Consider the following 18,383-nt stretch of genomic DNA (forward strand, 5'->3'; position numbering starts at 1 on the left):
CCCGGCGGCCTCGGCTTCACGCTGGACCCGACCCTCTCCGCCCGGCTCGGCGGCTACACCGAGGCGCAGTTCAAGGCCGACATCGCGGCGAAGCGACCAGCGACCGACGGAGGAGGGAGCGCCGGAGCGAAGAGCGTCGGCGCCGGATCCGAGCGCCCGGAGGCGAGCGGGCGAGTGACAGTTATCAACGCGCTGGGAAAGCGGTGTCCGCTGCCCGTCATCGAGCTGGCGAAGCGGATCGGCGAGGTGGCGCCGGGCGGGACGGTCGCCGTGCTGGCGGACGACGAGGCGGCCCGGCTGGACATCCCGTCGTGGTGCGAGATGCGCGCGCAGGAGTACCTGGGCGAGGCCCCGGCCGCCGACTACGGCGGCGACCGGGGCGTGGCCTACCTGGTCCGGCGGACTACTTGACCAGGTGGGCCCGGATGTCCGCGGCGGCCTCGGCGCCGTAGGCCCCCTCGAAGCGCTGCAGGAAGGCGCCCGGGCGCAGCTCGTACTCCTGGGTGCCGACGGTCTCGATCACCAGGGTGGCGAGCATGCAGCCGAGCTGGGCCGAGCGCTCGAGGTCCAGGTCCCAGGAGAGACCGGCCAGGAAGCCGGCCCGGAAGGCGTCGCCGACGCCGGTCGGGTCGGTCTTGCTGTTCTCGGGGGCGCAGCCGACCACGATCGCGGGCTCGCCCTTGCGGTCGATCCGGACGCCCTTGCTGCCGAGGGTGGTGATCCGGGTGCCGACCCGGGTGAGGATCTCGTCGGCGTCCCAGCCGGTCTTGCTCTCGATCAGCGCGGCCTCGTACTCGTTGGTGAAGAGGTATGCGGCGCCGTCGACGATCTCCCGGATGTCCTCGCCGTCCAGGCGGGCCAGCTGCTGGGACGGGTCGGCGGCGAAGGCGAAGCCGCGGGTGCGGCACTCCTGCGTGTGGCGGACCATGCCCTGCGGGTCGTCGGCGCCGATCAGCACCAGGTCCAGGCCGCCGACGCGGTCGGCGATCGGCTTGAGCTCGATGTTCCGGGCCTCGGCCATCGCGCCCGTGTAGAACGAGGCGATCTGGTTGTGGTCCTCGTCCGTGGTGCACATGAAGCGGGCGGTGTGCCGGGTCTCGGAGATGTGGACCGACTGGCAGTCGACGTTGTTGCGCTCCAGCCAGCTGCGGTACTCGGCGAAGTCCGCGCCGGCCGCGCCGACCAGGATCGGGCGCAGGCCGAGCACACCCATGCCGAAGGCGATGTTCGGCGCGACACCGCCGCGGCGGATGTCGAGGGTGTCGACCAGGAAGGACAGCGACACGGTGTGCAGCTGCTCGGCGACGAGCTGGTCGGCGAACCGACCGGGGAACGTCATCAGGTGGTCGGTGGCGATCGAGCCGGCGACGGCGATACGCACGGGAGGTCTCCTCAGGATGGCGGCGTGGCCACAAGAAAGCAGGAACGAACCCACTCACGGTACCCGGCGGGGGGCGGGCGGCAGCAATACCGCCGGAAATGGCACCGCGACCCGTCGAACGTGTACTACCCCCGGGTAGCCCTGGTGGGGGCCGGGCGGTCCGCCTAGGGTCGCTCGCAGGGGCCGTCCGGCCCCGACCGAGCCGTGGCAGTGCGGCCGCGGCACCGTGGATCGGAGCGATCAACGATGATGCCCAGTCACCACTCGCAGGCCAGTCACCACGCGCAGTCCGGCCCCGGCCGGCCGGGTGTCCCGCCGGGCCTGCGGGGTGATGCCGACGCCGAGACCCTGGACGCGCTGGTGGACTCCTCCCGGCGGCTGCGGCGGTTCTGGCCGCTGCTGGCGACCGGCCCCGAGCCCAGCGCCCCCGCGGTCTCCGGCTTCCGGGTGCCCTCCGGGGCGCAGCGGCTGGTCGCCGGGATGGCCGAGTACGGGATGTAGCCCGTCCCGGGGGCGGGCGGCGGAGGTGCGGGAACCGGATCGGTCCGGGGCACGTCACATCCGCGCGGTGCGGCCGTGGAGGCGGTGCCGCTGAGCCCTCGGGAGGATTGTCAGATGGATCTGTTGGATCTGGAGCCGGCGCCCCGGAGCACCGGTGGTGTGGCGGGTGCCCGGTCGCGCGGGCGGCGGATGGCGGCGCTGGCGGGTCTGGTGCTGGCGGCGGCGGTCACGGTGGCCGGGTGCGACGGCGGCGGGAAGTCGGCCTCGGACGCCGTCTCCGGGTCGGCGCAGCCGACGGCCGGTGCGACCCCGGCCCCGGGCAGCCCCTCCTCCCCCGCGTCGTCGGACGCCCCGGCCACCCCGGCCGCCCCGGCGACGACCGCGCCGGTGACGCCCCCGCCGGCCGATCCGTCGGCGACCGCCCCGGACCCGCGGCCGTCGAACACGGCGCAGCCGCCCGCCCCCGCGGCCACTCCCCCGGGCAACGGCATCGCGGTCGGCGAGCCGCCGCCGAACGGGTCGGGCGCCGGGCCGGCGGTCCGCCCCGCGATCACCTACCGGGTGGACGGCAACCGGCTGACGGTGTGGTTCTACGGCGGGGTGTGCGAGCGGTACGCGCTGAAGGCGGACGAGTCCAAGCCGGGCCGGGTGGACGTCCGGGTCACGGTGGCGGCGCCGGTCCCGGCCGGTCAGGTCTGCGCCGAGCTGGCCAAGCGGCAGACGGTGGCCGCCGAGCTGAAGCAGCCGCTGGCGGGCCGGGCGGTGACGGACGTGGCGACCGGCCAGCCGGTGCCGCTGGAGGCCGACCCGTACGCCGGCCCGGACCCGGCCACGCCGGACGTCGCCGGGCGGTAACCGGCGCGGCGGGGTCACGTGGAAACGCCGAAGGCGGCCCCGGAGGATCCGGGGCCGCCTTCGCCGTCTGCCGACTAGCTGAACGAGTCGCCGCAGGCGCAGGAGCCGGTGGCGTTCGGGTTGTCGATCGTGAAGCCCTGCTTCTCGATGGTGTCCACGAAGTCGACGGTGGCGCCGCCCAGGTACGGGGCGCTCATGCGGTCGGTGACGACCTTGACGCCGTCGAAGTCCTTGAGCACGTCGCCGTCGAGCGAGCGCTCGTCGAAGAACAGCTGGTAACGCAGGCCCGAGCAGCCGCCGGGCTGGACGGCGACGCGCAGCGCGAGGTCGTCGCGGCCCTCCTGCTCCAGCAGGCCCTTGACCTTGGCCGCGGCGGCATCGGTGAGGAGGATGCCACTCTCGACGGTGGTCTCGTCCTGGACGGTCATCTGCTTTCTCCCGGTCTTGACGACGGTCTGCCGCCAGTGCCAACCGACGGCCGTCCGGTTTCATTTCCCGGACGGCGGACGTCTTTGGATGGTCTTTTGCGGCGGAATTTCCGTGGGCCGGGTGTGCCACCCGCTTCCCATACGCTCCCATGCTCGCACAACCGGACGCGGGTCGGGCACCGCGCGGCCCGCCGATCCGGAGGAACCGGCCCCGCACGGGCACCGGGGCGGCCAGGATGGAGGGCATGCTCCTGCGACCGGTCAGGGACACCGCCGCCGATGCGGAGGCCGTCCAGCTCATCGCCCGCGACGCGTTCGCCGCGCTGCCGGGCGCCCGGCCCGCCGCCGGACCGCCCGCGCCGCCCGTCCACCAGCTGGCCCGGACGAGGCACCTGGTGCGCACCGATCCGGAGGGCTGCTGGCTGGCCGAGCTGGACGGCGGGCCGGTCGGCGCGGTGCTCTCGCTGCGCCGCGAGGGGCTGTGGGTGCTGGCGCTGCTCGCGGTGCTGCCGCAGGTGCAGGGCAAGGGGGTGGGCCGGCTGCTGCTGGAGCGGGCCGCCGCGTACGGGCGCGGCTGCCTGCGCGGGATGCTGTGCGCCGCGCCGTCCCCGGCGGCCGTCCGCCGGTACCGGCTGGCCGGGTTCACCCTGCACCCGGCGATGCGGCTGAGCGGGCGGGTGGACCGGTCCGGCCTGGTCGATCCGGGCGACATCCCGGTGCACGCGGGCAACGGCACCCACCGGCACCTGCTGGACTCGGTGGACCGGCGGCTGCGCGGCGCCGCGCACGGCCCGGACCACGAGCTGCTGCTGGGCCACTGCGAGGAGCTGCTGGTCGCCGACGCCCTGGCGGGCAGCGGCTACTGCTACCGGGACGGCGGCGAGGTGCGGCTGCTGGCGGCCACCTCGAAGCGGATCGCCGCCCGGCTGCTGCGCGAGGCGCTGGCCCGCGTCCCGGAGGGCACGCAGGCGCGGGTGGAGGCGCTGACCGCCGAGCAGGAGTGGGCGCTGGACGTCGGGCTGGAGGTCGGCCTGACCGTGGAGACCCACGGCTACCTGGGGCTGCGCGGGATGCGCCCGCCGGCGCCGTACCTGCCGGACCCGGCGCTGCTGTAGGAACGGCGAAGCCCCCGCCGGGCCGGGCGGGGGCTTCGTGCGTCGGGCCGGTCGTCCGGACCGGTCAGACCATGGTGTCCAGGATCTCCCGGACCATCTCCATGGTGGTGCCCGGGTGCAGGAAGGCGAAGCGGGCGACCGTCTCGCCGTCCCAGCCGGTCGGGGTGACGAAGCCGATCTGGTCGGCGAGCAGCTGCTGCGACCAGCGGTAGTAGTCGTCGCTGGTCCAGCCGGTGCGGCGGAAGCAGACCGCGGAGAGCTGCGGGTCGAACAGCAGCTCCAGGTGCTCGGTGTCGCGGATCAGCTGGGCGGTGTCCCGGGCCAGCTGGAGGCCGGTCTCGATGGCGTCGGTGTACGCCTGGGTGCCGTGCACGGCCAGCGAGAACCAGAGCGGCAGGCCGCGGGCGCGCCGGGTCAGGTGGTAGGCGTAGTCGGTGGGGTTCCACTCGTCGCCCTCGGTGTGCAGTACGTCCAGGTAGGAGGCGTCCTGGGTGTGCACGGCGCGGGCCAGCTGCGGGTTGCGGTAGACCAGCGCGGCGCAGTCGAAGGGGGCGAACAGCCACTTGTGCGGGTCCACGACGAACGAGTCGGCGTGCTCGATGCCGTTGTAGCGGGCCCGGACGGACGGGGCGAAGAGGCCCGCGCCGCCGTAGGCGCCGTCCACGTGGAACCACAGGCCGCGCTCGCGGGCGACCTCGGAGAGGCCCTGCAGGTCGTCGACGATGCCCTCGTTGGTGGTGCCGGCGGTGCCGACGACGGCGATCACCGTCTCCGGGTTCGGGTCGGCGGCCAGCGCGGCGCGCAGTGCCTCGCCGGTGAACTGCCGGTTGACGGTCGGGACCTTGAAGGCCTCGACGCCGATGATGTTGAAGGTGTTCTTGACCGAGGAGTGCACCTGGTCGGCGACGGCGATCCGCAGCCGGGCCTCCGGGCCGACGCCCAGCTTGCGGCGGGCGGTGTCGCGGGCGACCACCAGGGCGGAGAGGTTGCCGGCCGAGCCGCCGGAGACGAAGGTGCCGCCGGCCGTCTCGGGCAGGCCCGCACGGTCCGCTATCAGGCGCAGCACCTGGTTCTCGGCGGCGATGGCGCCGGCCGCCTCCAGCCAGGAGATGCCCTGGAGGGAGGCGCAGGAGACGACCATGTCGAAGAGCAGCGCGGCCTTGGTGGGGGCGCACGGGATGAACGACAGGTAGCGCGGGCTGTCGGCGGAGATCACGGCGCGGGAGAGCTCGTGGTCGTAGAGCTTGAGCACGTCGGCGGGGTTGTTGCCGTCCGGGTTCAGCAGGCCGGCCAGCTGGGCGCGCAGGTGCTCGCCGTCACCGGGGTGGTCGAGCGGGACGGGGTCGTACTGCAGCCGCTCCCGCATGTAGTCGAAAACCAGGTCGACCAGTTCGTTGTCGGGCCGGTGCATGCGGTCGGGGGCTGCGGACACGGGGGTCCCTCTCGGCTGTGGGGTGTCGGGGGGAGGCCGGCGGTGCGGGGCGTGTCACCGCGGTGCCGGACGTCCTTCAGCCTAGGCAGGGGGGAGCCGCCGCCGCGCGTCGGAACGCGGCCGGTCAGGCAGGTTTCGAGCGTTTTCGGCGGGGCCCGCGCAGGATTCCTGCGCGGGGGCGGACGGCGGCCGTCCAGGGGGTCAGCCGATGAGCTGGGAGAGGACCACCGAGGAGCGGCTGCGCTGCACGCCGGGCTCGCGGCGGATCCGCTCGATGACGGCCTCCAGGTGCCGCATGTCGGCGGCCCGCAGGTGGACCAGGGCGTCCGGGTCGCCGGTGACCGTCCAGGCGGCGACCACCTCGGGGAACTGCCGCAGGCTGGCCAGGATCTCCTCGGGGGCGGTCCGCTCGCGGCAGTAGACCTCCACGAAGGCCTCGGTCTGCCAGCCGAGCACCGAGGGGTCGAGGACGACGGTGAAGCCGCGGACGATCCCGCGGGCCCGCAGCCGGTCGATCCGGCGGCGCACGGCGGTGGCCGAAAGGTTCACCTGGAGGCCGATCTCGGCGTACGAAGCCCGGCCGTCGCTGCCGAGCCGGGCGAGCAGGAGCCGGTCGGTCTCGTCCAGGTCGGCCCCGACCGTCTCGTGCGCTCGGCTGCTGCTCATCGGTGCGGGGCTCCACTGGTCGTACGGGATCGGCGGGGGCGGCGGCCGCCGAAACGGTTCGGCACCATTCTGGCCGATGACAGGACCGGGGCCACTGCTGGCGGATGACGACTGCGCGGCCACCGTGCGACGCCGCCGCCGCCGCGGCCACCGGTTCCCGGCCGCCCCCGCGCCGCCCCCCTGCGCCGTTCCCGCGCGGCCCCGGATATCGATTCGGCCACTGCGGGAAGCCACCGGACCGGCGAGCGGTTCTCGTCACATCGACAGGATGGCCATCGTCAGTCTGACGCTAACCGGTTATCATAGATAGTGTCAGATAGACGAGAAGGCTGCACCGACTGATCGGCCGCACAGAAGGGCACCCGCCCGTGACCACCACCATCACCGAGACCTACGGCGTCGACCCCACTCCGACGCCGCTCGCTCTGCTGCTGCTCGGCCGGGAGGCCGACCCGAACAGCGAGCGCGGCGTCGAGTGTCCCGGCGACCTCCCCCCCGCCTCCGACCCGGACCTCGTCGAGCGGGCCCGGGCGGCCAAGGCCGCACTCGGCGACCGGGTCTTCATCCTGGGCCACCACTACCAGCGCGACGAGGTGATCGAGTTCGCCGACGTCACCGGCGACTCCTTCAAGCTCGCCCGGGACGCGGCGGCCCGCCCGGAGGCCGAGTACATCGTCTTCTGCGGCGTGCACTTCATGGCCGAGTCCGCGGACATCCTCACCACCGACGCCCAGCAGGTCGTCCTCCCGGACCTCGCGGCCGGCTGCTCGATGGCCGACATGGCCACCGCCGAGCAGGTCGCCGAGTGCTGGGACGTGCTGACCGACGCCGGCATAGCCGACGTGACCGTCCCGGTCTCGTACATGAACTCCTCGGCCGACATCAAGGCCTTCACCGGCCGGCACGGCGGCACCATCTGCACCTCCTCCAACGCCCAGCGCGCGCTGGAGTGGGCCTTCGAGCAGGGCGAGAAGGTGCTGTTCCTGCCCGACCAGCACCTCGGCCGCAACACCGCGGTCCGCGAGATGGGCCTCTCGCTGGACGACTGCGTGCTCTACAACCCGCACAAGCCGAACGGCGGCCTGACCGCCGAGCAGCTGCGGGACGCCAAGATGATCCTCTGGCGCGGCCACTGCTCGGTGCACGGCCGGTTCTCGCTGGACTCGGTGAACGACGTCCGCGAGCGCATCCCGGGCGTCACCGTGCTGGTGCACCCGGAGTGCAAGCACGAGGTCGTCGCGGCCGCCGACATGGTGGGCTCGACCGAGTACATCATCAAGGCGCTGGACGCCGCCGAGCCCGGCTCCAAGTGGGCCATCGGCACCGAGCTGAACCTGGTCCGCCGCCTCGCCAAGGCGCACCCGGACAAGGAGATCGTCTTCCTGGACCGGGCGGTCTGCTTCTGCTCCACCATGAACCGGATCGACCTGCCGCACCTGGTGTGGGCGCTGGAGTCGCTGGTCGAGGGCCGGGTGCCGAACGTGATCACCGTCGACCCGGAGACCGAGAAGTACGCCAAGGCGGCGCTGGACCGGATGCTCGCCCTGCCGTAGCCCGGCGCCGGCCGCGCGCCGGAAGCCCGCACACCGAAAGGGCGGGCCCCCCGTGGTGGGGGGCCCGCCCTTTCGGCGTCGCGTCTGGCGTCCGGTGCGAGACGGCGGCTACTCGTACTCGGGGATGCCGGGGATCAGGCCGTCACCCTCGGTCCGCAGCAGCTGCCGGACCTCGTCGATCGTCGCATCGGCATCCGGGAGGATCAGGTCGGACGGCTCCAGCGAGTCGTCCGGCAGCGGGGTCCCGAACTTCTTCACCGCGCCCAGCAGCTCACCGAGCGCCCGGCGGAAGTGGCCTTCGTCCCCTGATTCGAGTGCGCCGAGGAGCTCCTCGTCCAGCTCGTTGAGCCGGTTCAGATGGGCGTCGCCCACCTCGAACTGGCCCTCCCCCATGACCCTCATGATCATGCCGTGCGTCTCCCTGGTTCGTCGGGTGAAGCTCAGATCACTTGTTGTAGTTGATCCGCGGGGTGTCCTGCTGCGGGGCATCCTGCGGCCTGCCCTGCTCGATGGCCTGCGGACCGGAGGCCGGGGAGCCGCCCGTCAGCTCGGCCTTCATCCGGGCCAGCTCCAGCTCGACGTCCGAGCCGCCGGCCACGCGCTCCAGCTCCGCCTCGATGTCGTCCTTGCGGCCGAGCCCGCTGGCGTCGTCGAGCGCGCCGGAGGCCAGCAGCTCGTCGATCGCACCCGCGCGGGCCTGCATCTGCGCGGTCTTGTCCTCGGCCCGCTGGATCGCCAGACCGACGTCGCCCATCTCCTCCGAGATGCCGGAGAAGGACTCGGCGATCCGGGTCTGCGCCTGGGCCGCGGTGTACGTGGCCTTGATGGTCTCCTTCTTGGTGCGGAAGGCGTCCACCTTGGCCTGCAGCCGCTGGGAGGCGAGCGTGAGCTTCTCCTCCTCCGCCTGGAGCTGCTGGTACTGCGTCTCCAGGTCGGTGATCTGGGACTGCATGTTCGCCTTGCGGGTCAGCGCCTCGCGCGCGAGGTCCTCCCGGCCGAGCGAGAGCGCCTTGCGGCCCTGGTCCTCGTACTTCGCGGACTGCTGCTGGAGCTGGGTCAGCTGGAGTTCCAGTCGCTTGCGCGAGGTGGCCACGTCCGCGACACCACGACGCACCTTCTGCAGCAGCTCGAGCTGCTTCTGGTACGAATAGTCGAGCGTCTCACGCGGATCCTCCGCCCGGTCCAAGGCCTTGTTCGCCTTGGAGCGGAAGATCAGCCCCATACGCTTCATGATTCCGTCGCTCATGGGCCTCGGGAACCCCCTTCTCCGGCCTGCGGTCTCTGTCTCGTTCTCGTTACCAGACACGACGAGTGTATGTGCAGCGAGCCCGTCGCCGCAGTGCACCTGCCTGCAACAAGACTGCTACAGCGACGCCTGCCCCGGCCTCATCCCCGGGGTGGATCCGCCCCTCATCCCCCTCACCCTCCCCGGGACCGATCCCCTACGGGACCACCTCCGGAAACCGGCTCCCCGGCCCGGCCTCGCACGATCGATATGCGTTTGGGTCCAACGGCACCCGGAGAAGCGCTCGCGCACCCCGTACGCTGGTGGTGTGTTCCGACGCCGTTCAGATGATGCCGCTGCCTCCGCCACCGTGCTGGAGAAGCAGGACGAGACGACCCAGCCCCGCGACCCGCAGGCGAAGAAGGGCCGCCCCACGCCCAAGCGCAGTGAGGCCGAGGCCAACCGGCGCACCCGGGTGACCGTGCCCAAGGACCGCAAGGAGGCCTCCCGCCAGGCCCGCGAGCGGATGCGCACCGAGCGGGAGAAGCAGCGCACCGCGCTGCTCGAGGGCGACGAGCGCCACCTCCCGGCCCGCGACAAGGGCCCGGTGCGCAAGTTCGCCCGCGACTACGTGGACGCCCGCTGGTCGCTCGCCGAGTTCTTCCTGCCCGCCGCGGTGGTCATCCTGGTCCTCAGCATCGTGAAGGTGCCGGCCCTCCAGCTGCTCTCCACCGTGCTGTTCCTGCTCTTCTTCGTGCTGGTGATCCTGGACTTCGCCCGCCTCGGCCTCGGTCTGCGCAAGCAGCTGGGCGAGCGCTTCGCCGGCCAGAACACCCGCGGCACGGTCGCCTACGGCCTGATGCGCATCCTGCAGATGCGCCGGCTGCGGCTGCCCAAGCCGCAGGTGCGTCGCGGGGAGAAGCCCTGACCGCCGAACCGGTGGACTCCGGTTGGGCCCCTCCGGCTTGGGAGGGGCCCGGCCTGTACGCGCTGCCGGGCCAGGGCGACGGCGGCCACGACCGGATCGCCCAGGAGCGCCGGCTGCCCTCGCGCAGCGGCTCCTTCGCCGGCGGCACCGGCCCCTGGCTGGACCGCCTCGGCAGCCTGCGCAACCTCGTGCGGCAGGAGCTGGTCGCCCGGCAGCTCGCCGAACAGCTGGCCGGCCGCACCGCACAGCGCGTCCTCGACATCGGCTGCGGCCAGGGCACCCAGGCCCTGCGCCTGGCCCGGGCCGGCCACTACGTCACCGGCATCGACTCCGACCCGGTCGCGCTCGGCGTCGCCCAGGGGGCCCTGGCCGAGGAACCGGCCGAGGTCCGCGGGCGGCTCCAGCTGCTCAGCGGCGACGGCCACCAGTGCGGGCGCTGGTTCGGACCGCGCAGCTTCGACGTCGTGCTCTGCCACGGCGTCCTGATGTACCTGCCGGACCCGGACCCGATGATCGCCTCGCTGGCCCGGCTGCTGGCCCCCGGCGGGCTGCTCTCCCTGCTGGTCCGCAACCGCGACGCGCTGGCCCTGCGGCCCGCCGCCGCCGGGGACTGGCGGGCCGCCCTGCACGCCTTCGAGAGCGACCGCTACTACAACCGGCTCGGGCTGGCGGCCCGGGCCGACCGGCTCGCCGACCTCGCCGTCACCCTCTCCGAGGTGTCCGTGCCGCTGAAGCACTGGTACGGCGTCCGGGTCTTCACCGACAACGCGCCCGACGACGCGGCGCCACCGGTGGACGGGCGGCAGCTGGCCCAGCTGCTCGAGGCCGAGGAGCGGGCCGGCCGCACCGACCCGTACCGGCAGGTGGCCGCGCTGCTGCACGTGTTCGGGGCCAAGTAGCCCCGGGCCGGCGGGCTCCGGGCCCCGCCGGGCTCAGGCCCCGCCGGGCTCAGGCCTCGTGCAGGCTCATCGAGTAGATCTCCCGGCCGTCGTCCAGCAGGACCGCGGTGTCCACGCCGTCCTCGGCGAGCTGCTTCCAGCTCTCCCCGATCCAGGTCTCGGCGTCCCCCTGGCCGGCGAACTCCTCCTGGCCGTCCGCGGGGACCACCACGGTGCCGTCCGCCTTCTCGTACCGCCACGTCCAGACCATGCCCGGCTCCTCCCGATGTCGCTGCGCCGCCCCGGCCGCCGTGTGCCGCCCTGTGCGCCGCACAGTCGTCCTTGTGTGCAGTCGTGCTGTGCAGTCGCCCCTGCGTGCAGGTGCCCTGCGTGCTGCGCACCATAGCCTGCCCGGTGGGATCTTCCGTATGCCTCGTCGGGCAGGATGGGCCGCATGGCAGACGTTCCCGCACTCCCCCGCACGCTGGTCCTCGGCGGCGCGCGCTCCGGCAAGTCCACCAAGGCCGAGCAGCTGCTCGCCCGGTACGAGGACGTGCTGTACGTGGCCACCAGCGGCACCCGGGACGGCGACGCCGACTGGGCGCAGCGGGTCGCGCTGCACCGCGACCGGCGGCCGGCGAGCTGGCGGACCGCCGAGACCTGCGGCCTGGAGGCCGTGCTGGCCGACGACCGCGACCCGGCGCCGGTGCTGATCGACTGTCTGGCGCTCTGGCTCACCGCCGTGATGGACGAGTGCGGCGCCTGGGACGACGCGGTGTGGGCGGACGGCGGCGAGGAGGCGGTGCAGGCCCGGTGCGCGGCGCTCGCGACGGCCTGGGCCGGGACGCGCCGTCAGGTGGTCGCGGTCAGCAACGAGGTCGGGATGGGCGTCGTCCCGGCGACCGCCTCCGGCCGTCGCTTCCGGGACACGCTCGGCCGGCTCAACATGGCGGTGGCGGACGCCTCGGAGCGTGTGCTGCTGGTGGTCGCGGGGCAGGTTCTGCAAGTCAAGCCCGCCGCCGGCTGATCAACCGCGGCGTGTAGCCTTCCGAGCGATGGACACGACCGTGGATCTCGATACCTTCTCCTCCCTCGTCGAGCGCCCCGACGAGAGCGCCCGACGGGCCGCCGAGGAGCGCTGGCAGGCGCCCGACCGGCCGCGCGGCGGTCTCGGCCGGCTGGAGGAGCTGGGCAGCTGGCTGTCGTCCGTACAGGGGCGCTCCCCGGTGCGGCCGCTGGCCGCGCCCAAGGTGCTGCTGTTCGCCGCCGACCACGGGGTGGCTTCGCTCGGCGTGTCCCGGCTGTCCGCGCAGGGCGGCACCGCCGCGCGGGTCCGGGCGGTCCTGGACGGCACCGCACCGGTCGCGCTGCTCGCCCGGCGCTTCGGCGCCGAGGTGCGGGTGGTGGACGTCGCGGTGGACGCGGACCCGTCGGAGTTCCCCGACGAGGTGGTCGCGCACCGGGTGCGGCGCGGCTCCGGCCGGATCGACACCGAGGACGCGCTGACGCCGGAGGAGACCGCCCGGGCCTTCCGGGCGGGGATGGCCGTCGCCGACGAGGAGGCCGACGCCGGCACCGACCTGGTGGTCCTGGGCGACCTCGGGGTCGGCTCGACCACGGTGGCGGCGGTGCTGGTCGGCGCGCTCTGCGGGACCGACGCGGCCGCGGTGACCGGACGCGGCTCGGGCATCGACGACAAGGTCTGGATGGTCAAGTGCGCGACCGTCCGGGACTCGCTGCGGCGGGCCCGGCCGGTGCTCGGCGACCAGCTGGCACTGCTCGGCACCACCGGCGGCGCGGACTTCGCGGCGGTCACCGGCTTCCTGCTGCAGGCCGCGGTGCGCAAGCTGCCGGTCGTGCTGGACGGCGTCGTCTCGGCGGCCTGCGCGCTGGTCGCGCAGCGGATCGCGTTCCGGGCGCCGGAGTGGTGGCGGGCCGGCCAGTCCAGCGGGGAGCCGGCCCAGGCGAAGGCGTACGACCGGCTGACCCTGACGCCGCTGCAGGAGCAGGGGATCACCATGGGCGAGGGCGTCGGCGCGCTGATGGCGCTGCCGCTGCTGCAGGCCGCGGCGGACGCGCTCGCCGAGCACGCGCCGGCCGGGCCCGCGGCGCCGAAGGAGCAGCCGAAGCTGCCGTCGGCGGCGGAGCTGCTGGGGCGTGTCTGACCGTTCCGACCCGGCAGACCCGGCCCGCCCGGCCGGCTGGGGCGACGGGCTGCGGTTCGCGTTCGGGACGCTGTCGGTGCTGCGGGTGCGGGTCGAGCGGTGGGACCGGGCGGCCGCGGGGCGGGCGATGGCGGCCGCGCCGGTGGTCGGGCTGGTGCTCGGCGCGCTCGCGGCCGGTGCCGGGGCGCTGCTGGCCTGGCGGGCGGGCGGACTGCCCGGCGCGGTGGCGGCGGTCGGGGCGCTGGCCGCGCTGACCCGGGGACTGCACCTCGACGGGCTGGCCGACGTCGCCGACGGCCTGGGCAGCGGCAAGCCGGCCGAGGACGCCCTGCGCATCATGAAGCAGTCCGACATCGGTCCGTTCGGCGTACTGACCCTGGTCCTCGTCCTCTTCGCCCAGATCTCGGTGATCGCCGGGCAGTTCGACGCCTCGACGGTCCGCGGCGTGCTCGCGGTGCTGGCCTCGGCGACGGCCGCGCGGTGCGCGCTCGCCCTGGGGTGCCTGCGGTCGGTGCCGGCCGCCCGCCCGGGCGGGCTCGGGGCGATGGTCGCGGGCACGGTCCCCCCGGTCGCGGCGGCCGCGGCCACGGCCGGACCGGTGCTGCTGTTCGCGGCGGTCGGTGCGCTTGACGGCTGGTCAGCGCTGCGGCTGCCGCTCGCCGTTGCGGCCGGCCTCGGCTGCTCCTGGCTGCTGCTGCGGCGCTGCGTACGACGGCTGGACGGGATCACCGGGGACGTCCTCGGTGCGATGGCGGAGACCGCCGCGACCGGCACCCTGGTGGCGCTCGCGCTGCTGGGCTGAACCGCACCCGCGGGCCCCGCCTTGCCCGTTGGGCCACCAGGCGGCGCGTGATCCCAGCATGCGGACTACCATGCGGGGAGCACCGCAGCCCTGCACCGTCGCAGGTCCTGCCCGGCCGGCGCCTGCCGAGGAGCCGGGGCCTCTGATGTGTGCGGCCGCCACGACCGGCGTCGCACGCTCCAGGGGCTCCGGACCCGGCTCGTACCCGGGGGGAGGCCCCGCGGCGGAGGCGGGCTGCGCCGGTGCGGCAGCCGGCCGCGACCGGCCGTGGACCGCGAAAGAACAGGACGCATTACGTGACTGCATTGTCTGTGAGCACCTCCTCCGCCGCCTCGCTGCGCGCGGACGCCCTGGTGATCGGTGTCGCGAAGGGCCCGAAGGGCATTGTGCTGGCCCCCGGCGCCGAGGCCGTGAGCGAGGCGTTCGAGGGCAAGCTGACCGAGGTCCTCACCACCCTGGGCGCCACCGGCGCCGAGGGCGAGGCCGTCAAGGTGCCCTCCCCCGCCGGCCTGAAGGCCGCGCTCGTGCTCGCGGTCGGCCTCGGCGACGCCGCCGACGGCGGCTACGAGGCGGAGGCGCTGCGGCGTGCCGCCGGTGTCGCCGCCCGCGCCCTGGCCGGCAGCAAGAAGGCCGCGCTGGCGCTGCCGGCCGAGTCGGCCGACGAGGTCGAGGCGGTCGCGCTGGGCGGTCTGCTCGGCTCCTACGCCTACGGCACCTACAAGGGCAACGGCAACGGCAAGGAGCCGGTCGGCGAGCTGGTCCTGCTGACCGCCCGCAAGGGCAGCAAGGAGGCCAAGGCCGCGGTCGAGCGCGCCGCCGTGGTCGGCGAGGAGATGAACCGGGCCCGCGACCTGGTCAACACCGCCCCGAACGACCTGAACCCGAAGAGCTTCGCCGCGATCGCCCAGGCGGCCGGCAAGGAGCACGGCCTCAAGGTCGAGGTGCTCGACGAGAAGGCGCTGCTCAAGGGCGGCTACGGCGGCCTGCTGGGCGTCGGGAACGGCTCGGTCAACCCGCCGCGGCTGGTGAAGGTGGCGTACACCCACCCGAAGGCCAAGGCCAGCCTGGCGTTCGTCGGCAAGGGCATCACCTACGACTCGGGCGGCATCTCGCTGAAGCCGGCCGGTCACAACGAGACGATGAAGTGCGACATGGCCGGCGCCGCCGCGGTGTTCGCCGCCGTCGTCGCCGCCAAGCGCCTCGGCCTGCAGGTCAACGTCACCGCCTGGCTGGCGCTGGCCGAGAACATGCCGTCCGGCTCGGCCACCCGCCCGGGTGACGTGCTGCGGATGTACGGCGGCAAGACCGTCGAGGTGCTGAACACCGACGCCGAGGGCCGCCTGGTGCTGGCCGACGCCATCGTGCGGGCCGGCGAGGAGAAGCCGGACGTGATCGTCGACGTCGCGACGCTGACCGGCGCGATGATGCTGGCGCTCGGCGCCCGCACCTTCGGCGTGATGGCCAACGACGACGAGCTGCGCGAGACGCTGCACACCGTCGCGGGCGAGGCCGGCGAGCAGTCCTGGCCGATGCCGCTGCCGGCCGAGCTGCGCAAGGGCATGACCGAGTCGACCATCGCCGACCTGGCCAACATGGGCGACCGGATGGGCGGCGGCCTGGTGGCCGGCCTGTTCCTGAAGGAGTTCGTGGCCGAGGGCATCGACTGGGCCCACCTGGACATCGCCGGCCCGGCGTTCCACGAGGGTGCGCCGTACGGCTACACCCCCAAGGGCGGCACCGCGACCGCGGTGCGCACCCTGGTCCGCTTCGCCGAGCGGACCGCGGCGGGCGACAAGGCCTGATCCGGGCCGCCCGCGGGACGGGCTGTGAACGGACGGGGTCCGGCGCCGGTGCGCCGGGCCCCGGCCGGCTTTCCGGACCCTCCCGGCGCCCGGCACCGCTGTTACCTGCGGGTAAGGAACGGGGCCGCACTCCGCACCCCTGTTCGCTGCGGGCGAAACTTTGTTCCACACTGCGGAACCCGCTCGCCGCCGGACCGCCCGGAGCGCCCTCCCCGGCGCTGTCAACCCCGCTCTGAGCTGCAATGATGCCCTTCCGCCGGGGGGCCACCCACCCCGGCGACCACCCTGTGGGACACCCCTGGGGCGGACCCGGACATCAGCCACCGTGAACAAGTGCGAAGATGTATTTCCGGCACGACTGGGCGCCCCACAAAGGCTTCCGACCCACCGGACCGCGACCGGCCCGGCGACCCACCCCATTGCATGGAGGACGTGACGTGGCGAACGACGCCAGCACCGTTTTCGACGTAGTCATTCTCGGAGGCGGAAGCGGCGGTTACGCCGCGGCGCTCCGCGCCGCGCAGCTGGGCCTGAGCGTCGCCCTGGTCGAGAAGGGCGAGCTGGGCGGCACCTGCCTGCACCGCGGCTGCATCCCGACCAAGGCGCTGCTGCACGCCGCCGAGATCGCGGACGAGACGAAGGAGGCCGCCGAGTTCGGCGTGCTGGCCACCTTCCAGGGCATCGACATCAACGGCGTCCACAAGTACAAGGACGACGTCATCGCCGGCCTGTACAAGGGTCTGCAGGGCCTGGTGGCCTCCCGCAAGGTCACGTTCATCCAGGGCGAGGGCAGGCTCTCCTCGCAGACCTCGGTGGACGTCAACGGCCAGCGCATCGAGGGCCGCCACATCGTCCTGGCCACCGGCTCCGTGCCGCGCTCGATCCCGGGCCTGGAGATCGACGGCAACCGCGTGATCTCCTCCGACCACGCCCTCAAGCTCGACCGCATCCCGAAGTCGGCGATCATCCTCGGCGGCGGCGTGATCGGCGTCGAGTTCGCCTCGGTCTGGAAGTCCTTCGGCGTCGAGGTCACCATCGTCGAGGCCCTGCCGCACCTGGTCCCGCTGGAGGACGAGAACTCCTCCAAGCTGCTGGAGCGCGCGTTCCGCAAGCGCGGCATCAAGTTCGAGCTGAAGGCCCGCTTCTCCGGCGTCGAGTACACCGAGACCGGTGTCCGCGTCTCCACCGAGAACGGCAAGCAGATCGAGGCCGACCTGCTGCTCGTCGCCATCGGCCGCGGCCCGGTCTCGGCCGGCCTGGGCTACGAGGAGAACGGCGTCGCGATGGACCGCGGCTACGTCCTCGTCGACGAGTACATGCGCACCAACGTGCCCACCATCTCCGCGGTCGGCGACCTCGCCCCGACCCTGCAGCTGGCCCACGTCGGCTTCGCCGAGGGCATCCTGGTCGCCGAGCGCCTGGCCGGCCTGAAGCCGGTGCCGATCGACTACGACGGCGTCCCGCGCGTGACCTACTCCAACCCCGAGGTCGCCTCCGTCGGCATCTCCGAGGCCAAGGCCGTCGAGCTGTACGGCAAGGAGAAGGTCGTCACCCTCAAGTACAACCTGGCCGGCAACGGCAAGAGCAAGATCCTGAAGACCGCCGGCGAGATCAAGCTCGTCCAGGTCAAGGACGGCGCCGTGGTCGGCGTCCACATGGTCGGCGCCCGCATGGGCGAGCAGGTCGGCGAGGCGCAGCTGATCTACAACTGGGAGGCGCTGCCGGCCGAGGTCGCGCAGCTCATCCACGCGCACCCGACCCAGTCCGAGGCCCTGGGCGAGGCGCACCTGGCGCTGGCCGGCAAGCCGCTGCACGCGCACGACTGATCGCGCCCCGCAATCCCCCCATTCCAGTTCGCAAGACTTGATAGGAGTCGCTGAAACCATGGCGGTCTCAGTAACACTGCCCGCGCTGGGCGAGAGCGTTTCCGAAGGCACCGTCACCCGCTGGCTGAAGGCCGAGGGTGAGCGCGTGGAGGTCGACGAGCCCCTGCTGGAGGTGTCGACCGACAAGGTCGACACCGAGATCCCGGCTCCGGCCTCGGGCATCCTGGCCTCGATCAAGGTCGCCGAGGACGAGACCGTCGAGGTCGGTGCCGAGCTCGCGATCATCGACGACGGTTCGGGTGCCCCGGCCGCCGCTCCGGCCCCGGCCGCCGAGGCCGCTCCGGCTCCGGCCGCCGCCCCGGTCGCGGAGGCGCCCGCCGCTCCCGCGCCCGCCGCCGAGGCCCCGGCCGCCCCCGCCGCTCCGGCCGGCGACGCCACCCCGGTCCTGCTGCCCGCGCTGGGCGAGTCGGTCACCGAGGGCACCGTCACCCGCTGGCTGAAGGCCGAGGGTGACACCGTCGAGGTCGACGAGCCGCTGCTCGAGGTCTCGACCGACAAGGTCGACACCGAGATCCCGTCGCCGGTCGCCGGCACCCTGGTGAAGATCCTGGTCGGCGAGGACGAGACCGCCGAGGTCGGCGCCCAGCTCGCGCTGATCGGCGCCGCCGGTGCCGCCGTCGCCGCCCCGGCCCCGGTTGCCGCTCCGGCTCCGGTTGCCGCCCCGGCTGCCCCGGCTCCGGTTGCCGCCCCGGCCCCCGTCGCCCCGGTGGCCCCGGTGGCCGCTCCGGCTCCGGTCGCCGCTCCCGCCCCGGCCGCGCCCCCCGCC

General features: G+C 73.7%; 20 protein-coding genes. 13 read left to right on the top strand and 7 right to left on the bottom strand.

Going from position 1 to position 18,383, the window contains the following annotated elements; translation table 11 throughout:
- Nucleotides 1–411, top strand: a 411-nt coding sequence (locus tag ABZ885_RS21285) for a sulfurtransferase TusA family protein (protein WP_360190707.1), incomplete at its 5' end; no start/stop codon positions are given.
- Here the strand turns inward: ABZ885_RS21285 and ABZ885_RS21290 are convergent.
- Nucleotides 404–1,381, bottom strand: coding sequence for a carbohydrate kinase family protein (locus tag ABZ885_RS21290; protein WP_360190710.1), 978 nt, complete (start codon nucleotides 1,379–1,381; stop codon nucleotides 404–406). The two genes, ABZ885_RS21285 and ABZ885_RS21290, sit on opposite strands and share 8 nt — an antisense overlap.
- A 246-nt stretch (nucleotides 1,382–1,627) precedes the next feature.
- On the opposite strand from ABZ885_RS21290, the gene ABZ885_RS21295 reads away from it, so the two are divergent.
- Nucleotides 1,628–1,882 carry a hypothetical protein gene (locus ABZ885_RS21295; protein ID WP_360190712.1) on the top strand — a complete coding sequence of 85 codons (255 nt, stop codon included), beginning with the start codon at nucleotides 1,628–1,630 and terminating at the stop codon, nucleotides 1,880–1,882.
- A gap of 114 nt (nucleotides 1,883–1,996) precedes the next feature.
- Nucleotides 1,997–2,737: a hypothetical protein gene (locus ABZ885_RS21300; protein ID WP_360190715.1), complete on the top strand. Its 741-nt coding sequence runs from the start codon at nucleotides 1,997–1,999 to the stop codon at nucleotides 2,735–2,737.
- Between the two features lie 74 nt (nucleotides 2,738–2,811).
- On the opposite strand, the gene erpA is transcribed toward ABZ885_RS21300, so the two are convergent.
- The gene (gene erpA / locus ABZ885_RS21305; protein ID WP_030391519.1) at nucleotides 2,812–3,165 is read right to left on the bottom strand and encodes an iron-sulfur cluster insertion protein ErpA; all 354 of its coding nucleotides are present in this window, start codon (nucleotides 3,163–3,165) and stop codon (nucleotides 2,812–2,814) included.
- 245 nt (nucleotides 3,166–3,410) lie between these two features.
- Between erpA and ABZ885_RS21310 the strand changes: the two genes are divergently transcribed.
- Nucleotides 3,411–4,280 carry a GNAT family N-acetyltransferase gene (locus ABZ885_RS21310; protein WP_360190717.1) on the top strand — a complete coding sequence of 290 codons (870 nt, stop codon included), beginning with the start codon at nucleotides 3,411–3,413 and terminating at the stop codon, nucleotides 4,278–4,280.
- Between the two features lie 64 nt (nucleotides 4,281–4,344).
- On the opposite strand, the gene ABZ885_RS21315 is transcribed toward ABZ885_RS21310, so the two are convergent.
- Together ABZ885_RS21315 and ABZ885_RS21320 are read right to left on the bottom strand one after the other, a co-directional pair.
- Nucleotides 4,345–5,712, bottom strand: a complete 1,368-nt coding sequence (locus ABZ885_RS21315; protein ID WP_360190720.1) for an aminotransferase class I/II-fold pyridoxal phosphate-dependent enzyme — start codon at nucleotides 5,710–5,712, stop codon at nucleotides 4,345–4,347.
- A gap of 201 nt (nucleotides 5,713–5,913) precedes the next feature.
- Entirely contained in the window at nucleotides 5,914–6,378 is a 465-nt protein-coding gene (locus ABZ885_RS21320; RefSeq protein WP_360190723.1) for an Lrp/AsnC family transcriptional regulator, read from the bottom strand.
- A 380-nt stretch (nucleotides 6,379–6,758) separates the two neighbouring features.
- Between ABZ885_RS21320 and nadA the strand changes: the two genes are divergently transcribed.
- Entirely contained in the window at nucleotides 6,759–7,931 is a 1,173-nt protein-coding gene (nadA, locus tag ABZ885_RS21325) for a quinolinate synthase NadA (RefSeq protein WP_360190756.1), read from the top strand.
- A 108-nt stretch (nucleotides 7,932–8,039) separates the two neighbouring features.
- On the opposite strand, the gene ABZ885_RS21330 is transcribed toward nadA, so the two are convergent.
- Together ABZ885_RS21330 and ABZ885_RS21335 are read right to left on the bottom strand one after the other, a co-directional pair.
- Nucleotides 8,040–8,339, bottom strand: coding sequence for a hypothetical protein (locus tag ABZ885_RS21330; RefSeq protein WP_360190726.1), 300 nt, complete (start codon nucleotides 8,337–8,339; stop codon nucleotides 8,040–8,042).
- Between the two features lie 37 nt (nucleotides 8,340–8,376).
- Complete coding sequence (locus tag ABZ885_RS21335; protein WP_360190729.1) at nucleotides 8,377–9,177, bottom strand: PspA/IM30 family protein; 801 nt, start codon at nucleotides 9,175–9,177, stop codon at nucleotides 8,377–8,379.
- Nucleotides 9,178–9,484: 307 nt separating this feature from the next.
- On the opposite strand from ABZ885_RS21335, the gene ABZ885_RS21340 reads away from it, so the two are divergent.
- Entirely contained in the window at nucleotides 9,485–10,084 is a 600-nt protein-coding gene (locus tag ABZ885_RS21340; RefSeq protein ID WP_360190732.1) for a DUF3043 domain-containing protein, read from the top strand.
- Between the two features lie 188 nt (nucleotides 10,085–10,272).
- Complete coding sequence (locus tag ABZ885_RS21345) at nucleotides 10,273–10,983, top strand: methyltransferase domain-containing protein (RefSeq protein ID WP_360190758.1); 711 nt, start codon at nucleotides 10,273–10,275, stop codon at nucleotides 10,981–10,983.
- Between the two features lie 49 nt (nucleotides 10,984–11,032).
- On the opposite strand, the gene ABZ885_RS21350 is transcribed toward ABZ885_RS21345, so the two are convergent.
- Entirely contained in the window at nucleotides 11,033–11,233 is a 201-nt protein-coding gene (locus tag ABZ885_RS21350) for a hypothetical protein (protein WP_360190735.1), read from the bottom strand.
- A 183-nt stretch (nucleotides 11,234–11,416) separates the two neighbouring features.
- On the opposite strand from ABZ885_RS21350, the gene cobU reads away from it, so the two are divergent.
- The 6 genes from cobU to ABZ885_RS21380 all read left to right on the top strand — a co-directional run.
- Nucleotides 11,417–11,989, top strand: coding sequence for a bifunctional adenosylcobinamide kinase/adenosylcobinamide-phosphate guanylyltransferase (gene cobU / locus ABZ885_RS21355; protein WP_360190738.1), 573 nt, complete (start codon nucleotides 11,417–11,419; stop codon nucleotides 11,987–11,989).
- 28 nt (nucleotides 11,990–12,017) lie between these two features.
- Nucleotides 12,018–13,127 (top strand): nicotinate-nucleotide--dimethylbenzimidazole phosphoribosyltransferase, encoded by a 1,110-nt coding sequence (locus tag ABZ885_RS21360; RefSeq protein WP_360190741.1) that lies wholly within the window; start codon nucleotides 12,018–12,020, stop codon nucleotides 13,125–13,127.
- Nucleotides 13,120–13,929, top strand: coding sequence for an adenosylcobinamide-GDP ribazoletransferase (locus tag ABZ885_RS21365; RefSeq protein ID WP_360190744.1), 810 nt, complete (start codon nucleotides 13,120–13,122; stop codon nucleotides 13,927–13,929). Before ABZ885_RS21360 ends, ABZ885_RS21365 begins: the two co-directional genes overlap by 8 nt.
- A gap of 296 nt (nucleotides 13,930–14,225) precedes the next feature.
- On the top strand, nucleotides 14,226–15,731 hold the full coding sequence (locus ABZ885_RS21370) for a leucyl aminopeptidase (RefSeq protein WP_360190747.1): 1,506 nt from the start codon (nucleotides 14,226–14,228) through the stop codon (nucleotides 15,729–15,731).
- Between the two features lie 419 nt (nucleotides 15,732–16,150).
- Nucleotides 16,151–17,557, top strand: coding sequence for a dihydrolipoyl dehydrogenase (lpdA, locus tag ABZ885_RS21375; RefSeq protein ID WP_360190750.1), 1,407 nt, complete (start codon nucleotides 16,151–16,153; stop codon nucleotides 17,555–17,557).
- Nucleotides 17,558–17,615: 58 nt separating this feature from the next.
- The coding region (locus tag ABZ885_RS21380) for a biotin/lipoyl-containing protein (protein ID WP_360190753.1) at nucleotides 17,616–18,383 on the top strand (768 nt) is incomplete at its 3' end.

Origin of the sequence: Kitasatospora sp. NPDC047058, assembly GCF_040643935.1 — a bacterium.
Classification (GTDB): Bacteria; Actinomycetota; Actinomycetes; order Streptomycetales; family Streptomycetaceae; genus Kitasatospora.